Source organism: Proteus sp. CD3 (assembly GCF_008808075.1).
Classification (GTDB): Bacteria; Pseudomonadota; Gammaproteobacteria; order Enterobacterales; family Enterobacteriaceae; genus Proteus; species Proteus appendicitidis.
In genome coordinates this window covers 2,388,030-2,402,563 of sequence record NZ_CP019686.1, presented here as the reverse complement: position 1 = coordinate 2,402,563, position 14,534 = coordinate 2,388,030, and the positions used below count along the sequence as shown (strand labels likewise).

Here is a 14,534-nt window from a genome sequence, read left to right as displayed (position 1 = left end):
TTGTGGAAGTTTATAGCACCGAAAACGAACAAGTTGATGCAATTAAACAGTTCTTTAAAAACTACGGTTTAACTATCGTTTTAGCCGCTGTTATTGGTTTTGGTGGTGTGTTTGGTTGGAAATATTGGCAATCACATCAAACAAATCGTCTGCAAGAAAGTGCAGGTGCTTTTGCAACAGTCAGTGAGGCACTTGCTAAGCCTACGCCTGAAAATATTGCATTAGCTGAAAAATTTGTTACTGAAACGAATGATATTTATGGCGCTTTAGCTTCATTAGAGCTAGCGCAAATCGCTATCGATGCTAATGATTTGGTCAGTGGTGAACGTCATCTAACGAATGCTGTGGCAAAAGTAAAAAATGATGCATTTGCAGATATGCTTAATCTTCGTTTAGCTCGCGTACAATTAGCATTAGATAAAACAGATGCTGCTTTAGTTTCGTTAGAGCAAGTGAAAGGCAAAGCATGGAATGGAATGAAAAATTATATCCGTGGTGATGTCTTAGCGAAAAAAGGCGATAACGCAGGTGCAACAACCGCTTATCGTAGCGCATTAACTGATGAAAATGCGGGTGCTATTCGCTCACTGGTTGAACTTAAACTCAATAATTTATCCAATTAAAGGGATCTTCAGACATGCAACTGCGTAAAACTCTCCTGGTTGGTCTACTAGCATCTGCTTTGTTGGCAGGATGTTCTAGTGAACAGGATAATGTGACAATGTCTCCATTGCCTGAGGTGCAAAGCCAATTTACACCTAGAGCTGTTTGGGACAAATCAGTTGGAAATGGTATTGGTAAATACTATTCTCACTTGTCACCAACATGGGATAGCGCGGTTGTTTATGTCGCTGATCGCCATGGTTTAGTTAAAGCATTAGATGTAGAAACAGGAAAAGAGATTTGGTCGCAAGATCTTTCTATTAAAACCGGTTTTCTTTCATCTAATGAATCGGCATTACTTTCTGGTGGGTTAACAGTTTCAGGTACTCGCATTTTTGTGGGAACTGAAAAAGCGAAAGTATATGCACTGAACACTGAAGATGGCTCCATTGATTGGGAAACAGATGTTGCTGGTGAAGCCATTTCAAAACCGGTTGTTAGTGATGGTTTAGTCCTTATTCATACCAGTAATGGTATGTTGCAAGGACTCGACTTATTAACGGGTGAGATTTCTTGGACTATTAACTTAGACACTCCATCATTATCTCTTCGTGGTGAGTCTGCACCTGCTGTTGCTTATGGCGCAGCAATTATTGGTGCAGATAATGGTCGTGTCAGTGCAGTTGTTCTTTCTCAAGGACAGTTGATTTGGCAACAAAATATTTCACAAATTAAAGGCTCTACTGAAATTAGCCGATTAAATGATGTGGATATCACACCGATTATTGATGAAAATACTGTTTATGCAATGGCGTATAACGGTAATTTAGTTAGCCTTGATATGCGTTCTGGACAAATCCTTTGGAAACGTGATTTAGGCTCAGTTAATGATATGGTACTGTTGGGTGACAATCTTTACCTTGTTGACCAAAATGACAGAGTTTTATCTGTTCGTAAATCTGATGGTGTGACATTATGGACACAAGAAGATTTATTGCATCGCAATTTAACTGCTCCGGCTATTTTTGATGGCTATTTAGTGGTTGGTGACGCAGAAGGTTATCTCCATTGGATTGATACCAGCACAGGTAAATTTATTGCACAAAACCAAGTGAACAGTTCAGGCTTATTAAGCCGCCCTCAAGCGGTACAAGATAAGCTGATGATCCAAGCTCGCGATGGTAAGGTTTATCTTTATAGTCGGTAATTAGTTGCTGACAAATCTATTTATTTTACGGCTCCTTTAAAGGAGCCGTTTCGTCTTTTTAGTAATTACATGTAAAATACAATTAGGTTTGTGATTGTATTTTTATGAGGCATCAAAAAATGATACCCGTTATTGCCTTAGTAGGGCGCCCTAACGTGGGTAAATCCACGTTATTTAATCGACTAACACGCACAAGAGACGCATTAGTTGCCGATTTTCCAGGACTCACCCGTGACCGTAAATATGGTCGAGCAGAGTTAGAAGGCGAAGAATTTATTATTATTGATACCGGTGGTATTGATGGTGCTGAAGAGGGTGTTGAAACCCATATGGCATCACAATCGCTACAGGCTATTCAAGAAGCCGATATCGTACTGTTTTTAGTTGATGCTCGTGCGGGCTTGATGCCAGCAGACCAAGGTATTGCAAAACACCTTCGTGGTGTTGAGAAAAAAACGTATTTAGTTGCGAATAAAACTGACGGTATCGATATTGATACTGCATTAGCTGATTTTTACTCTTTAGGATTAGGTGAAATTTTCCCAATCGCTGCATCTCATGGTCGTGGTGTTGCTCAATTGATTGAACAAGCACTCTTACCAATTACTGGTAAAGTGGTGGAAGAAGAGTTAGAGCTGACTGAAGAAGAAGAAAATGCGGCTTATTGGGCTGCATTAGAAGCAGAACAAGAAGCACAAGCGTTAGAAGAGGAAGAAGACGACTTTGACCCTTCTACATTACCAGTAAAATTAGCGATTGTTGGTCGTCCTAATGTTGGTAAATCAACACTGACAAACCGTATGCTTGGTGAAGATCGTGTGGTTGTTTACGATATGCCAGGTACAACCCGTGACAGTATCTATATCCCAATGGAACGTGATGAGAAAGAATATATCATCATCGATACAGCGGGTGTTCGTAAACGCGGTAAAGTAAAAGAAACAGTAGAAAAATTCTCTGTTATCAAAACATTACAAGCTATTGAAGACTCTAACGTTGCATTGTTGGTTATTGATGCTCGTGAAGGTATTTCAGACCAAGATCTTTCATTATTAGGTTATATCCTGAATGCGGGGCGTTCATTAGTCATTGCTGTCAATAAATGGGATGGCATGACACAAGACGATCGCGAGCAAGTAAAAGCCATGCTTGATCTTAAACTGGGCTTTGTTGACTTTGCGCGTGTTCATTTTATTTCTGCATTACATGGAAGTGGCGTGGGTAATCTTTTTGAATCAATTCAAGAAGCTTATGTCTGTGCAACGCGTCGTGTAGGCACATCAATGCTCACTCGTATCATGAAGATGGCAGAAGATGATCATCAGCCGCCGATTGTTCGCGGACGCCGTGTAAAAATGAAATATGCACATGCTGGTGGTTATAATCCACCTGTTGTAGTTATTCATGGTAATCAGGTCACTGATTTACCCGATAGCTATAAGCGCTATTTGATGAACTATTTCCGCCGTACTCTGCAAGTGATGGGTACGCCAATCCGTATTCAATTTAAAGAGGGTGAAAACCCTTATGCGGATAAGAAAAATAAATTAACACAATCTCAGTTGCGTAAACGTAAGCGTTTAATGTCACACTTGAAGAAATCTAAATAAGTTAATTTAGCGTCTAAAAATAAAAACTGAGTTCAATTTATAATGAACTCAGTTTTTTTATACCTAGAATTTATTGATTAGATAACATTTTTTCTATCATAAGTTGAGCAACAATGGCTTGCTCTCCACTTATCGATGGATCTGTATCATTCGTCACACATTCAATAAAGTGTTCCACCGCCCCAATAAAACCCCGTTGTAATAAAATAGGGTCCCAGTTTTCTGGATGTTTTTCAGTGAGTTTATTTCTGCTTTCGCTGCGCCATAAATTCATATTTGTAATTTGATGGATTGCATCTTCATCAACGGCAATAACTTGTTCTTGCTGGCTTCCTGCTTTTCTATGCATTGATGTCGTTATCCAGCAATCATCAATTTTTAAATGGTGTTCAGCATAAAACAATGCATTTTCTTTTGTTTGGATAATACTACCACTTAATAATTCAGCGTTTGAACCCGCTAACCAAAGCGCGGTATCAACAACATGTAAATAGTCATCAAACAAGGTAAAGCGTGTCTCTTTAGGGCCGACGCTATCACAGCGATGTTTATCAATTCTTAAAGAAGAAAGATGTGTAATATTTTGTTTCAACTGATGATAAAAAGGTGCAAAGCGGCGGTTAAAACCCACCATTAGCTTTTTATTTTTCTTAGCGGCAAGTTCAATAAGTGCTTCAGATTGGTGAATATGTTCTGTTAAGGGTTTATCAACGTAAACATGTACATCTGCATTTAATAGATAGTCTATAACTTCAAAATGACTTGATGTTGCGCTATGTACAAATATCGCATCACACTGTTGGGCTAAAGCACTTAAGCTAGTGAATAAAGGGATACGATAAGCGGCACAAATTATATTTCCTTTTTCCTGATTGGGTGAAAATGCGCCTATAAATTCCCAGTTAGAAGCTTTGCTTAAAATAGGGAGATAAACTTTTTGTGCAATTGATCCTAAACCGACCATACCAATACGTAATTTTCTCATTATTTACCTTCCTTATTTCTTAGATCGCATGATTAGTTTAAGACAAGAAAAATGATAAATTTCTCAATTTTATATTTTTTCAACATACTTAAATGATGGGAGCTTTGATACATTTTAATGAGATAAATTATGAAAAATAGATATCACTGTCTTAAATGAGGTTCCACAGCTTATCTAACATTTAATTTGTCGTTTTTCTGCTCAATAATTATTCAATGATATTGGACTTCATAAAAAATTAATTATTTCTTTCAGAAAACAGCTAAAATGCAATTGATTCCTATTCGTCTTAATGAGTTATTACTTTGAAAAAAACGATCATCATTGCATCCATTTTTATGCTTTCAGCTTGTGCGACTCCTGAAAAATGGGAAGCAAAAACCACAAATCCGTCACCTTTAGATATCGCTAAAAATATGTGTATGCAACAAGCCAAAGAGCGATATCCTGCGAGATATGTGACTTCAACTCAGCCTTCTTTTGCTCCTATGAGGGTCAATGGTAAAGATATTCCTAGTTCAGGAGCAGGAACCTCTTTTCCTTCTGATGCTAATGAATGGGAGCGTAAAGATTATTTTAATACCTGTATGAGAGCGGAAGGGTGGGAGAATAAAAATAAAGTGACAGGCTTACTGGCTTTCTTATTTAATTGATTCTAGAAAATATTTGTTATTAAAATTCTCGTTTTATTCCAGTAAAGCCACATTTTAATGTGGCTTTATTCTTAATAAATTAAATATGCTATACCCACTCTTTTTGGATCAAAAAATCACTGTATAACTTTGCTTCTGGAGTGTTCGGTTCAGGAGAGTAATCATATTCAAAACGGACTAAAGGTGGCATGGACATTAAAATGGACTCTGTTCTGCCGCCACTTTGTAAGCCAAATAATGTGCCTCTATCCCACACTAAATTGAATTCAACATAGCGACCACGACGATAGAGTTGGAACTGGCGTTCGCGCTCTCCCCAAGGTATCGATTTGCGTTTTTCAACAATAGGTAAATAGGCATCAAGATAACCAAGCCCTACGTGTTGGACAAACTCGAAACAGTGGTCAAAATCTGGGGTGTTTAAATCATCAAAGAAAAGACCACCGACACCACGAGGTTCATTGCGGTGTTTAATATAAAAGTAATCATCACACCATTTTTTATAACGCGAGTAATAATCTTCACCAAAAGGAGCGCAAACAGATTTAGCGACTTTATGCCAATGAATAACGTCTTCTTCAAAGCCATAATAAGGTGTTAAGTCAAAGCCACCACCAAACCACCAAACAGGAGCTTCACCTTCTTTTTCAGCAATAAAAAAACGGACATTGGCATGAGAAGTTGGAATATAAGGATTAAGAGGGTGAATAACTAATGACACCCCCATTGCTTGAAAACGGCGTCCTGCTAATTCAGGGCGATGTGCTGTAGCAGATTTCGGTAATGTATCGCCATAAACATGTGAGAAATTGACGCCAGCTTGTTCAAAAAGAGCGCCATGAGTTAAAACACGAGTACGACCACCGCCCCCTTCTTTTCTTTCCCAGTTATCTTGTTGAAAAGTGGCTTTTTGGTCTATGTTTTCAAGAGAGCGACAAATCGTATCTTGTAGTGATAAGAAAAATTCTTTAACACGATGAATATCAGGTAAATTCATAATAACCTACAATTTTTATCATATTTATTAAAAATAGAACTCCATATTGTCTATGTTCTCATTTTCAAGTTGATTCATAAACCAAACAAGCGATAATAAATTCAGATTTATGTGACAGATAATGGGCAAAACCATGGAAATACGTGTATTTCGCCAAGATGATTTTGAGGCAATTATTACACTTTGGGAGCGTTGCGATCTGATATCGCCTGATAACGATCCTGAAATTGATATTGAAAGAAAATTAAACCACTCACCTGATTTATTTCTGATAGCAGAAGTGGCAGGAGAGATTGTAGGTAGTGTAATGGGGGGATACGATGGTCATCGTGGCTCTTTATACTATTTAGGCGTTCACCCAGATTTTCGAGGAAGAGGCATTGCGAATGCATTGATCTCTCGATTAGAGAAAAAGCTGATTGCGAAAGGATGCCCTCAAATTACATTAGTTGTACCAGAAGAAAATGATGCAACCATTTGTATGTTTGAGAAGTTATTGTATGAAGATCAAAATCAAGAAAGCACAACTTATACTAAGCGATTAATTGTTGATCAGGATTTCGATCTTTAATTGTATTCAAAACCCCTGATATCTTTAGGGGTTATTACTCTTTCTTTTATATTTATCTCTTTTCCCCGGTTTCTATTCTTACGTTTGTACTTCTTATTTTATGCGTAAAATCTGATATTACCTTTTCTGTGGAACAAAATGTTCTGTAGATGGTCGTAACTAGGCTTTCTTTTCATGTGGTTATCTAAGATCAAATCAGTAAATATTTTGTTATGCTGATTTATCGCGATGGTTTTAACCTGATGATTGAGGCGATACAAAGAGTAAGATAAGGTGTCCTTAATCACCTCAATATCTATTTTAATGTGTGACGAAAAAGTTTAATGGAGAAATAAATGATGCCTAAGTTTTGGTTACCCTTGTGTTTAAGCACAAGTGTTTTGCTATTAAGTGGCTGTTCATCCATGGGAGGAATGTCTTTTTCTGCACTAAATCCGATGAATTGGTTTTCAAATGATACGTTAACAGTTTCTGCCAATGGATTAGGTAATATCACCAGCTCAACAAAAATAACAGAAAGTGAAATAAAAAATGCGCTAGGCGGTAGCTTCAATTATCGTGAAGGTATGGAGATGCAAGGTAGCGATATTACTGTTGTAGTCCAAGCACTTGAAGATAATAAAATCCAAGTGGCTTTCTATGGCAAAGAAAAAGGCACCGTTGAGAAAATAGAAGTCTTTGATGCTAAGGCAACAACGGATTGGGGAACAACTATAGGTACACCATTTAAAGATATCTATAAAAAAGCATTTGGTGCATGTAGCAAAGGTCCTAAAGATGAAAAACAGAGAACCATTTTATGCCAATCCGCAGAAGCTAAATCGGTGAGTTATGTCTTTAGTGGTCAATGGGATGGTCCTGATGGATTGATGCCACCTGATGAAGTTTTATCTAACTGGGTATTAACGCAAATTATTTGGCAGAACAAATCACCTTCACGCTATTCCTTATACTATTCCTTATAAAACAGGGAAGATTTTATGATCAGATTGTCTGATTTTTGTTGAAAGGCAAATCTTCAGGAAAAAGTATTCGATATAATCAACATTATTTTGGGTGTTTTGATTATTGATTAGGAAAGCAATATGTCTCATGCGCAAAGTGGCATTTTAGTCGCACATAGTAAATTTGGTCTTTTTATTGAAGCAATGGTCGTGGGTGAATTAGAGGCTCTGCGTGAAGGATGTCAGAAATTCATGCAATCATTATCTGATTTACAAAAGCAATTTCCGGATGCATCACTAGGCGCAGTTGTTGCATTTGGCTCTGATCTTTGGAAAAAGCTTTCCGATGAAAATAGCGCACCAGAGCTAAAACCTTTTCGCCCTTTAGGTAAAGGACTAGCGCCTGCAACACAGCGTGATCTGCTTATTCATATCCAATCTATGCGTCATGATGTGAATTTCTCACTGGCACAAGCCGCAATTGCTGCTTTTGGTGATGCAATCAAAGTTGAAGAAGAAATTCATGGTTTCCGTTGGATTGAAGAGCGCGATTTTAGCGGTTTCATTGATGGCACAGAAAATCCACAAGATGATGAGCGTTATGGTGTAGCACTAATTAATGACGGTGTTGATGCTGGTGGTAGTTATGTTTTAGTTCAACGTTATGAGCATAACCTGAAGAAGTGGACGCGTTTTAGTGAATCAGACCAAGAAAAAATGATCGGTCGTACTAAAAAAGACAGTGTTGAACTTGATGAATCTGAGCGTAATGTAACATCTCACGTTTCTCGTGTGGTAATTGAAGAAGACGGTGAAGAGTTAGCGATTTTACGTCACAGTCTGCCTTACGGTACTGTAAGCGGTAAGCATGGTTTATATTTCTTAGCTTACTGTGGTCGTTTATATAACATCGAGCAACAACTATTGAGCATGTTTGGTGAATTAGACGGCAAATATGATGACCTATTACGTATGAGTAAACCTGTAACAGGAAGTTATTACTTCGCTCCTTCTTATGAAGTATTAAAAGCACTGTAATCATTATCTAGTGTTAAAGACGTTCTATTAGTGAAATGCCTGCTTTATAAGCGGGCATTTTTGTCTGAAATTTTTTCACATTAATAGTAATTGATGTAATTTTAATTAATTAGCCTGAGTTTTAGTCATTTTTAATAGCTTGTGGTTATATCAAATAACAAAAGCTAACTACACTGTTATAAATAAAGCCGATAGAGTAGCCATTAGAATAAAACTTACAATGATGGGTACTTTTGATGAAGAAAAACACAATCAGAACCTTTGCATTACAAGCAACCGCAGCATTGTCTTTGGTTGTTAGTAGTTATGCAGGGGCCGCTCAATTACTTAATAGCTCTTATGATATCGCAAGAGAGCTATTCACACAGCTAAATAGTGATTTTAAAACGCAGTGGGATGCTCAACATCCTGACGATAAGGTCACCATCAAACAATCACATGCTGGCTCTTCTAAGCAAGCACTTGCAATATTGCAAGGTTTACCTGCGGATGTCGTGACCTATAACCAAGTCACTGATGTGCAAATTTTGCATGATAAAGGCAAATTAATTCCTGCTGATTGGCAACAACGTCTTCCTAATAATAGCTCGCCTTATTATTCCACCATGGCGTATTTAGTACGCAAAGGAAATCCAAAGAATATTACTTCATGGGAAGATTTAACGCGTGAAGATGTCAAAGTGGTTTTCCCTAATCCTAAAACATCGGGTAATGGTCGCTATACCTATTTAGCAGCGTGGGGCGCTTTTGAAAAAGCTTATGGCAGCGATGAGAAGACACAAGAAGCAATGAAGAAATTCCTCAAGAATGTTGAGGTATTTGATACAGGCGGTCGTGGTGCAACGACTTCTTTTATTGAACGTGGACTCGGAGATGTATTAATCAGCTTTGAATCTGAAGTTAATAATATTCGTCAACAATATGGTGAAGATGAATATCAAGTCATTGTGCCACCTGTTGATATATTAGCTGAGTTTCCTGTCGCTTGGATTGATAAAAATGTTCAACGTAACGACACCGAAGCACTGGCAAAAGCCTATCTAAATTATTTATACAGCCCTAAAGCACAAGAAATCATTACGCAATTTAATTATCGCGTAAATGATAAAGCAGTCATGGCTGCAAAAGCAGCACAGTTTCCAGCAACGTCACTATTTACGATTGAAGAGGTATTCGGTGACTGGAATAACGTGATGAAAACACATTTCACGACAGATGGCATGCTTGATAAGTTATTAGCGCAAGGACGTCAATAATGTTTACCGCAACCAGCAAACGAGTTTTACCGGGATTTGGATTAAGTTTAGGTGGAACACTGTTTTATACCTGCTTGATCTTACTGTTACCAATGAGTGCGCTGGTTGTGCAACTTTCTGATATGAGTTTTGCTCAATATTGGGCAGTCATCACGCATCCACAAATAGTGGCCGCTTATAAAGTCACGCTATTAGCGGCGGCAGTTGCCAGTATTTTTAATGCTATTTTCGGTATGTTGCTCGCGTGGATCATTACTCGTTATCGTTTTCCGGGCAGACAACTACTTGATGGTTTAATGGATTTACCTTTTGCTTTACCTACGGCCGTTGCTGGCTTGACACTCGCAACTCTTTTTTCAACACAAGGCTGGTACGGTTTTGTATTGGATAAATTTGATATCAAAGTTATTAATACATGGATTGGCATTGCCGTTGCGATGGCATTTACCAGCTTACCTTTTGTTGTAAGAACGGTTCAGCCCGTTCTTGAAGAGTTAGGCCCTGAGTATGAAGAAGCGGCTGAGACGTTAGGTGCGAGTCGTTGGCAGACTTTTTGTAAGGTTGTATTACCTGAGTTATCACCGGCACTAATAGCCGGAACCGCGCTCTCTTTTACGCGCAGTTTAGGTGAGTTTGGCGCTGTTATTTTTATTGCCGGCAATATTGCATGGCAAACAGAAGTTGTTTCTTTGATGATTTTTATTCGATTGCAAGAATTTGATTATCCTGCGGCAAGTGCCGTTGCTTCTGTCATTTTACTTGTTTCATTAGTCTTACTGTTTTCAATTAATGGATTACAAAGCCGATTTGGTCAACGGTTGAGGGGGCATTGATGTCAGATATTATGCAACAACGCTCGGCATATCGTCGCCAAATTGATTGGGTAAAGTGGGGGTTAATCTTTACAGGCGTTGTGTTATCCATTTTATTTTTAGTTGTACCTATTGCGTGGATCTTTATGACCGCGTTTTCAAAAGGCGTTGAAATATTTACTGAGAACTTATTAGACAGCGATATGTTACATGCAGTCTGGTTAACTGTGCTCATCGCGTTAATCACTGTACCTGTCAATATGTTGTTCGGTGTCAGTATGGCATGGCTTGTCACGCGCTTTCGTTTTCCGGGGCGTCAGTTATTAATGACTTTGATTGATATTCCATTTGCTGTGTCTCCAGTAGTTGCTGGATTACTCTATCTACTGTTTTACGGTAGCAATGGCTGGGCTGGGCAGTGGTTATCACAATTTGATATCCAACTTATGTTCTCATGGCCGGGAATGGTATTAGTGACGGTGTTTGTCACTTGCCCTTTTGTAGTAAGAGAACTGGTACCAGTGATGATGAGCCAAGGTAGCCAAGAGGATGAAGCTGCCGTGTTATTAGGCGCGAGTGGTTGGAAGATGTTTTGGCGAGTGACATTACCGAATATTCGCTGGGCATTGTTATATGGCGTGGTATTAACCAATGCCAGAGCTATCGGTGAATTTGGTGCGGTTTCTGTGGTATCTGGTGCTATTCGTGGCGAAACCTATTCACTACCGTTACAAGTTGAATTACTGCATCAAGATTACAATACCGTCGGTGCATTTACTGCGGCTGCATTACTCGCGATGATGGCAATTTTTACCTTAATGTTTAAAAGTGCTTTGCAATGGCATTTAGCCCGTCAGCAATGAACATCATTATTTACACAAAGTAGAGGCAAAATATGAGTATTGAAATTAATAGTGTCACAAAATATTTTGATCGCACTGAAGTGTTGCATGATGTCACACTTGATGTGGCTTCAGGTGAAATGGTGGCATTGTTAGGACCTTCTGGATCAGGTAAAACAACGCTCTTGCGTATTATTGCTGGTCTTGAACATCAAACCCAAGGAAGCATTCGTTTCGAAGGGCAGGATGTTAGTCGGTTACACGCGAGAGATCGCAAAGTCGGTTTTGTTTTTCAGCATTATGCGCTGTTTCGCCATATGACTGTATTTGAGAATATCGCTTTTGGTTTAACCGTATTGCCCAGTCGTGAGCGCCCTAGCAAAGACGTAATTAATAAAAAAGTTGAGCAGTTATTAGAGATGATCCAATTGCCTCATTTAGCTCAACGTTATCCTGCACAATTGTCAGGTGGGCAGAAACAGCGTGTAGCCTTAGCAAGAGCATTGGCTGTAGAGCCGCAAATTTTGTTATTAGATGAGCCTTTTGGTGCTTTAGATGCCAAAGTAAGAACAGAATTGCGTCGTTGGCTACGCGAATTGCATGAAGAGCTTAAATTTACCAGTGTTTTTGTCACTCATGATCAACAAGAAGCGATGGAAGTTGCTGATCGTATTGTGATTATGGGGAATGGCAAAATAGAGCAAGTCGGGACACCGCAAGAAGTGTGGCAATCACCAAAAAGTCGCTTTGTTTTAGAATTTTTAGGTGATGTGAATCATCTACAAGGTGAAATTAATGGCGCTCAATTACAGATTGGGGGATATCACTTGCCATTATCTGTAACACCGCTTTATCAAGGTTCGGTAGATGTGTTCTTGCGTCCTTGGGAAATTGCATTAAGTGGGCATGCTAATAGTGTTTGCCGATTGCCCGTCAAGGTTATTGAGGTATCACCTAAAGGACATTATTGGCAGTTAATTTTACAGCCATTAGGATGGAGTGAAACACCGATTACTGCAGTTTGGAATGCTATTTCTTCAGCGCCAACAAAAGGAAATACCTATTATATGGGAGGTGCTCAAGCCCGTTTATATACGGGGGATACTCCCTTAAATACGGTATCGTTAGCCTATACCGCCTAATTTAATTATTTAATCTATCACTTAATTTCACTATTTTTCACCCATGCTTATTTCAGGCATGGGTGTTTTGGTTTTTAAGAAAATGAAGAGATTTATTGAATTACGTTAATATTATTGCGTTAATAAGTTAAATGTGATTTCTTCATTAATACAGACAAACAAATGAGCAGGAACTTATTGTGGCAGGGTTAGAACAATTTATTGGTAATACACCATTAGTAAAACTACAACGACTTACACAAGAGGTGGACGCTGAAATCTGGGTTAAGCTTGAAGGCAATAATCCCGCAGGTTCAGTAAAAGACAGAGCTGCATTATCGATGATTGAACAAGCGGAACTACGCGGTGAAATAAAGCCGGGTGATACGCTGATAGAAGCAACTAGTGGTAATACAGGAATTGCCTTAGCAATGATTGCAGCGGTAAAAGGTTATCGTTTAAAGCTGTTAATGCCTGAGAATATGAGTAAAGAGCGTCAAGCATCAATGCAAGCCTATGGTGCAGAATTGATTTTAGTGAGTCGTGAAGTCGGTATGGAAGGTGCGCGAGATCTCGCACAGCAGATGGAACAGCAGGGCAAAGGTAAGGTATTAGACCAATTTAATAATCCAGATAATCCAAGAGCTCATTTTATTTCTACTGGCCCTGAAATTTGGCAACAAACACAAGGTCGCATTACGCATTTTGTTTCGAGTATGGGAACAACGGGTACAATCACAGGTGTAGGAAGTTACTTAAAAACACAATCTGATAGTGTGCAAGTCATCGGTCTTCAGCCTGAAGAAAAAAGTCAAATTCCAGGTATTCGTCGTTGGTCACCTGCTTACTTGCCGGGTATCTTTAAAAAAGAGCTGGTGGATAGTGTGATAGATATGTCACAAAAAGAAGCAGAATCAACGATGCGCCTTTTAGCAAGTCAAGAGGGTATCTTCTGTGGCGTAAGTTCTGGAGGGGCTGTTGCTGGCGCTCTGCGCGTTGCAAAAGAGAATCCTGGTGCGGTGATTGTTGCGATTGTGTGTGATAGGGGTGATCGTTATCTATCTACGGGCGTTTTCTCGTCATAATTCAAGTTATAGCGTTGTTGACTGCGTTCACTCACCCTAGTCACATACTAATGTATGCTCCTAGGGATTTATTCACTTGTCGCCTAGCTACACCTTGAATTATTTAGAGCATTTCACTCGTCATTCTTCAAGTTATAGCGTTGTTGACTACTCTCATTCGCTGCATCTTGAATTATTTAGAGTAAGAACATTGTCGAATGAGTTAGAGTAGTTTTTAGTTCGTGTTTTTTAAATATAAAAAAACCGCCACTTTATTGGTGGCGGTTTAAATAGAGAATATCACAGAAGATTATTTTTTAATCTGAATAATAACGGTTTCACCAACAGTAACTGGGCCTGTCATTTTGGTTAAACCTTGAATTTCATCCATATTAGAGATAACAACCGGTGTTAGAACTGACTTTGCTTTTTCTTCTAATACAGCCAAGTCAAATTCTAAAATAGTATCACCAACTTTTACTTGCTGACCTTCTTCAGCGATACGCTTAAACCCTTCACCTTTCAGTTCAACAGTGTCGATACCGAAGTGGACAAATAACTCGATACCGTTGTCAGACTCAATAGAGAAAGCATGGTTAGTCTCGAAAATTTTACCGATAGTACCATCGACTGGCGCAACAATTTTATTACCAGCAGGTTTGATAGCAATACCGTCACCTACGATTTTTTCAGCGAAAACAACATCAGGAACATCTTCGATATTGACGATTTCACCAGAAAGTGGTGCAACAATATCAATCGTGCCACTGCCTTTCTTTTCCTCTGAAACCAGTGATTTTAATTTATCAAACAGACCCATGAATCTTCTCC

At 38.8% G+C, this 14,534-nt stretch carries 15 protein-coding genes; 12 read left to right on the top strand and 3 right to left on the bottom strand.

Annotated features, from left to right (window positions below):
• The first annotated feature begins 2 nt into the window (after positions 1-2).
• From BTA34_RS10980 to der, 3 genes are all read left to right on the top strand, one after another.
• Positions 3-623, top strand: a complete 621-nt coding sequence (locus BTA34_RS10980; protein ID WP_151435630.1) for a YfgM family protein — start codon at positions 3-5, stop codon at positions 621-623.
• 14 nt (positions 624-637) lie between these two features.
• Complete coding sequence (gene bamB, locus BTA34_RS10975) at positions 638-1,810, top strand: outer membrane protein assembly factor BamB (RefSeq protein WP_151435629.1); 1,173 nt, start codon at positions 638-640, stop codon at positions 1,808-1,810.
• A 119-nt stretch (positions 1,811-1,929) separates the two neighbouring features.
• The gene (gene der / locus BTA34_RS10970) at positions 1,930-3,420 is read left to right on the top strand and encodes a ribosome biogenesis GTPase Der (RefSeq protein ID WP_098942308.1); all 1,491 of its coding nucleotides are present in this window, start codon (positions 1,930-1,932) and stop codon (positions 3,418-3,420) included.
• Between the two features lie 70 nt (positions 3,421-3,490).
• On the opposite strand, the gene BTA34_RS10965 is transcribed toward der, so the two are convergent.
• On the bottom strand, positions 3,491-4,405 hold the full coding sequence (locus tag BTA34_RS10965) for a Gfo/Idh/MocA family protein (RefSeq protein ID WP_151435628.1): 915 nt from the start codon (positions 4,403-4,405) through the stop codon (positions 3,491-3,493).
• A 305-nt stretch (positions 4,406-4,710) separates the two neighbouring features.
• On the opposite strand from BTA34_RS10965, the gene BTA34_RS10960 reads away from it, so the two are divergent.
• Positions 4,711-5,058 (top strand): hypothetical protein, encoded by a 348-nt coding sequence (locus tag BTA34_RS10960; protein ID WP_265576069.1) that lies wholly within the window; start codon positions 4,711-4,713, stop codon positions 5,056-5,058.
• Positions 5,059-5,146: 88 nt separating this feature from the next.
• On the opposite strand, the gene hemF is transcribed toward BTA34_RS10960, so the two are convergent.
• The gene (hemF, locus tag BTA34_RS10955) at positions 5,147-6,055 is read right to left on the bottom strand and encodes an oxygen-dependent coproporphyrinogen oxidase (RefSeq protein ID WP_151435627.1); all 909 of its coding nucleotides are present in this window, start codon (positions 6,053-6,055) and stop codon (positions 5,147-5,149) included.
• A 133-nt stretch (positions 6,056-6,188) separates the two neighbouring features.
• Between hemF and BTA34_RS10950 the strand changes: the two genes are divergently transcribed.
• The 8 genes from BTA34_RS10950 to cysM all read left to right on the top strand — a co-directional run bounded on the left by BTA34_RS10950 (position 6,189) and on the right by cysM (position 13,724).
• The gene (locus BTA34_RS10950; protein WP_075670504.1) at positions 6,189-6,626 is read left to right on the top strand and encodes a GNAT family acetyltransferase; all 438 of its coding nucleotides are present in this window, start codon (positions 6,189-6,191) and stop codon (positions 6,624-6,626) included.
• Between the two features lie 335 nt (positions 6,627-6,961).
• Positions 6,962-7,591: an RpoE-regulated lipoprotein gene (locus BTA34_RS10945; RefSeq protein WP_265576068.1), complete on the top strand. Its 630-nt coding sequence runs from the start codon at positions 6,962-6,964 to the stop codon at positions 7,589-7,591.
• A gap of 120 nt (positions 7,592-7,711) precedes the next feature.
• Positions 7,712-8,608 carry a Dyp-type peroxidase gene (locus BTA34_RS10940; protein WP_151435626.1) on the top strand — a complete coding sequence of 299 codons (897 nt, stop codon included), beginning with the start codon at positions 7,712-7,714 and terminating at the stop codon, positions 8,606-8,608.
• Positions 8,609-8,844: 236 nt separating this feature from the next.
• The gene (cysP, locus tag BTA34_RS10935; RefSeq protein WP_151435625.1) at positions 8,845-9,864 is read left to right on the top strand and encodes a thiosulfate ABC transporter substrate-binding protein CysP; all 1,020 of its coding nucleotides are present in this window, start codon (positions 8,845-8,847) and stop codon (positions 9,862-9,864) included.
• Positions 9,864-10,697: a sulfate/thiosulfate ABC transporter permease CysT gene (gene cysT / locus BTA34_RS10930; protein WP_151435624.1), complete on the top strand. Its 834-nt coding sequence runs from the start codon at positions 9,864-9,866 to the stop codon at positions 10,695-10,697. Before cysP ends, cysT begins: the two co-directional genes overlap by 1 nt.
• Positions 10,697-11,539: a sulfate/thiosulfate ABC transporter permease CysW gene (cysW, locus tag BTA34_RS10925; RefSeq protein WP_151435623.1), complete on the top strand. Its 843-nt coding sequence runs from the start codon at positions 10,697-10,699 to the stop codon at positions 11,537-11,539. The genes cysT and cysW overlap by 1 nt, the downstream gene beginning before the upstream one ends.
• A gap of 32 nt (positions 11,540-11,571) precedes the next feature.
• A complete protein-coding gene (gene cysA, locus BTA34_RS10920; protein ID WP_151435622.1) occupies positions 11,572-12,660 on the top strand; it encodes a sulfate/thiosulfate ABC transporter ATP-binding protein CysA in 1,089 nt (362 codons plus the stop codon).
• Positions 12,661-12,839: 179 nt separating this feature from the next.
• Positions 12,840-13,724: a cysteine synthase CysM gene (gene cysM, locus BTA34_RS10915; protein ID WP_151435621.1), complete on the top strand. Its 885-nt coding sequence runs from the start codon at positions 12,840-12,842 to the stop codon at positions 13,722-13,724.
• A gap of 289 nt (positions 13,725-14,013) precedes the next feature.
• Here cysM and crr read toward each other — a convergent pair whose 3' ends face one another.
• Positions 14,014-14,523: a PTS glucose transporter subunit IIA gene (crr, locus tag BTA34_RS10910; RefSeq protein WP_036935451.1), complete on the bottom strand. Its 510-nt coding sequence runs from the start codon at positions 14,521-14,523 to the stop codon at positions 14,014-14,016.
• Between the last annotated feature and the right edge of the window lie 11 nt (positions 14,524-14,534).

Bases quoted from the DNA above. Each gene is read 5' to 3' on its own strand.
- BTA34_RS10940 (WP_151435626.1), top strand. From the start codon at position 7,712: ATGTCTCATGCGCAAAGTGGCATTTTAGTCGCACATAGTAAATTTGGT.
- BTA34_RS10965 (WP_151435628.1), bottom strand. From the start codon at position 4,405: ATGAGAAAATTACGTATTGGTATGGTCGGTTTAGGATCAATTGCACAA.
- BTA34_RS10950 (WP_075670504.1), top strand. From the start codon at position 6,189: ATGGAAATACGTGTATTTCGCCAAGATGATTTTGAGGCAATTATTACA.
- crr (WP_036935451.1), bottom strand. From the start codon at position 14,523: ATGGGTCTGTTTGATAAATTAAAATCACTGGTTTCAGAGGAAAAGAAA.
- BTA34_RS10945 (WP_265576068.1), top strand. From the start codon at position 6,962: ATGATGCCTAAGTTTTGGTTACCCTTGTGTTTAAGCACAAGTGTTTTG.
- cysP (WP_151435625.1), top strand. From the start codon at position 8,845: ATGAAGAAAAACACAATCAGAACCTTTGCATTACAAGCAACCGCAGCA.
- der (WP_098942308.1), top strand. From the start codon at position 1,930: ATGATACCCGTTATTGCCTTAGTAGGGCGCCCTAACGTGGGTAAATCC.
- hemF (WP_151435627.1), bottom strand. From the start codon at position 6,055: ATGAATTTACCTGATATTCATCGTGTTAAAGAATTTTTCTTATCACTA.
- cysA (WP_151435622.1), top strand. From the start codon at position 11,572: ATGAGTATTGAAATTAATAGTGTCACAAAATATTTTGATCGCACTGAA.
- bamB (WP_151435629.1), top strand. From the start codon at position 638: ATGCAACTGCGTAAAACTCTCCTGGTTGGTCTACTAGCATCTGCTTTG.
- cysT (WP_151435624.1), top strand. From the start codon at position 9,864: ATGTTTACCGCAACCAGCAAACGAGTTTTACCGGGATTTGGATTAAGT.
- cysW (WP_151435623.1), top strand. From the start codon at position 10,697: ATGTCAGATATTATGCAACAACGCTCGGCATATCGTCGCCAAATTGAT.